The sequence below is a fragment of the Limnofasciculus baicalensis BBK-W-15 genome (genome assembly GCF_024178385.1).
GTDB classification, from domain to species: Bacteria; Cyanobacteriota; Cyanobacteriia; order Cyanobacteriales; family Coleofasciculaceae; genus Limnofasciculus; species Limnofasciculus baicalensis.
The window spans coordinates 1-2030 of the sequence record NZ_JAMZMM010000628.1 but is presented as its reverse complement, the minus strand read 5'-3'; the positions used below and the strand labels follow the sequence as shown (position 1 = coordinate 2030).

Genomic DNA, 2030 nt, shown 5'->3' with positions numbered 1-2030 from the left:
TGAGGATAAGTGGATGGGTAAACTTGGATGTAGGGTTGAAGCTTTTAGGGGTAAGGGTGTGTTGTATAACCAGAATTTGGTAGTCCATCTGCTGCGGCATGGGGGGAGAGGGTATAGAGTTTTAATTGAAAACTTTTATATGAAATGGGGGGATGGATTGCTAATGTTTAATTCCCTACTCCCTACTCCCTACTCCCTACTCCCTACTCCCTCTTCAACCGACGCAATTCTTCTTGCATTGCTTGTACTTGCTTTCGCATTGCTTCGACATTATCAGGCTCAGTGCGATTTGGCTCTTCATCTTCCGAGACAATCTCAATCCGACGTGGCTCTGCTGCTGGTTCGTTTTTTAATGGTTGAGGTGGTTGCTGTTGTGCCTGTTTCACCATATCATCAACCATTTTACGGGCTTCTTCAGTTGTCATCTCGCCCCGCGCCACAAGCTCATCTGCCAGCCTTTGCGCTTGAGATTGCAATTCTGATAATGTTCCGCCAGCTTTCTCGGTGGCGTAGGAGGCTAAACCAACACCGAGGTAAAATGCTTTTTGTACGAGATTTCCAAAACCAGCCATAGATAATTCTTAGGGAAATGGGGAAGAGAGTTTTAAGTTTTGTTAGCGCAGCGGGACGAAGTCCGTTTTAAGTTTTGAGTTTTGGAGAGCGTAGCGGGGCGATGTCTATTTTAATTCAAAACTGAGAACTAAAAACTCAGAACTCTTAGGGGAGAGTGGGTTTTTAGGTGCTAATAGCTAAAAGACCCGGAGTCCACGCCTATCACAAGCATCCCGTATTGCTGCTACCTTCCGGTCCTGACAAGATTTGGGCGTTGAGATCGCATGAATCCGAGTCAATTCCCATTATAGCACGTTTGGTTTGAAATGGACACTAGTTTAAACAAGTGGAAAAACCTAACCCCCCAGCCCCCTTAAGAGCAAGGGAAGGGGGAGCCGGAAATTTTACTTTCGTTTCCTTGCTCTTAAAGGGGAGCCAGAAATCTTACTCCCCTATGAAGGAGAGGGTAGCCGGAAATCTTACTCCCCTCTCCTTGCAGGAGAGGGGTTGGGGGAGGGGTCAAATTCATCATCAAAACCGTAGATAGTACATAAGTTCCGATGTAAGTTGTGGAGTTAGGGCTAGGCGGCGCTGAAAATCTGCCAGATTACGATATTTTCCCAAATTCTGACGATTTTGCGCGATCGCTCTTGCCAGAAATAAGTCCACTATCGGAATTTTCGCTAATTCTTCCACTGAGGCAATATTAGGGTTAATTGGTATAGGAGTTGCTGGACTCTCAGGATCGTAGTAACAGAACTGTAAAATTGGTTTTAAGGGAATTAGTCGTTGAAGGGGTACGCTCAGAGCAGCGGCAATGTCTTCCAAACAGTAAAATTGTAACCCGCTCTGGGTTAATTCAACCAGGCATCGCGCTTGATGAATCGATATGCCTGGAAGTCTTAACCAGTCATCGACACTAGCTTGATTAACATCAATTTTAATACCCAATTCGGCTGCGATCGCAATTTCCTGTGCTGATTCCAGCCGATAATAAGGATCGTTCTGAATCTTTACCCGAATAGCTTGCCAATTTGGATTCACAGGGAATGGGGAGTGGGGAGTGGGGAATAGAAGTTTTGATTTGGCAACTTAAAAATCACCTATTTCAAACTCAGGCAATGCGATCTAATAATTGGCGGCGTTTTTGCTCAAATTCATATTCTGACATTAGCCCTTCCTGACGTAAACTGTCGAGTTGTCGGAGTGCATCGGCGATTGCGCTTATTTGGGCAGCATCCACTGGAGGCGATTGATTTATGGTTGACGAGGCATTAGCCATCGCACCCAAGTTCAAGTTAAAATTCTGCTCAAACTCTTCTGGGTTTTGCAGAAGATACCAAGCGCCTTCAATTCCACTGGCAATACGGGGAATCGGTGTCCAGGAAAGAAGTAAATATAAAACTCCCCACCAAGGTTGCCCCAGATAAAACTTGTGGAGTCCCGCAATTGGTATTATCACCCCACTGAATGCCAGT

The 2030-nt window shown here is 45.4% G+C and carries 3 protein-coding genes and 1 other RNA gene; all 4 read right to left on the bottom strand.

Going from position 1 to position 2030, the window contains the following annotated elements; genetic code table 11:
- Positions 1-203: 203 nt before the first annotated feature.
- Positions 204-572 (bottom strand): phasin family protein, encoded by a 369-nt coding sequence (locus NJ959_RS28940; RefSeq protein WP_254015216.1) that lies wholly within the window; start codon positions 570-572, stop codon positions 204-206.
- A 180-nt stretch (positions 573-752) separates the two neighbouring features.
- Positions 753-849: signal recognition particle sRNA small type (gene ffs, locus NJ959_RS28935), an RNA gene on the bottom strand.
- A 234-nt stretch (positions 850-1083) separates the two neighbouring features.
- Entirely contained in the window at positions 1084-1596 is a 513-nt protein-coding gene (locus NJ959_RS28930) for a helix-hairpin-helix domain-containing protein (RefSeq protein ID WP_254015215.1), read from the bottom strand.
- Positions 1597-1666: 70 nt separating this feature from the next.
- Positions 1667-2029: an NINE protein gene (locus NJ959_RS28925; RefSeq protein WP_254015214.1), complete on the bottom strand. Its 363-nt coding sequence runs from the start codon at positions 2027-2029 to the stop codon at positions 1667-1669.
- Position 2030: the final 1 nt, after the last annotated feature.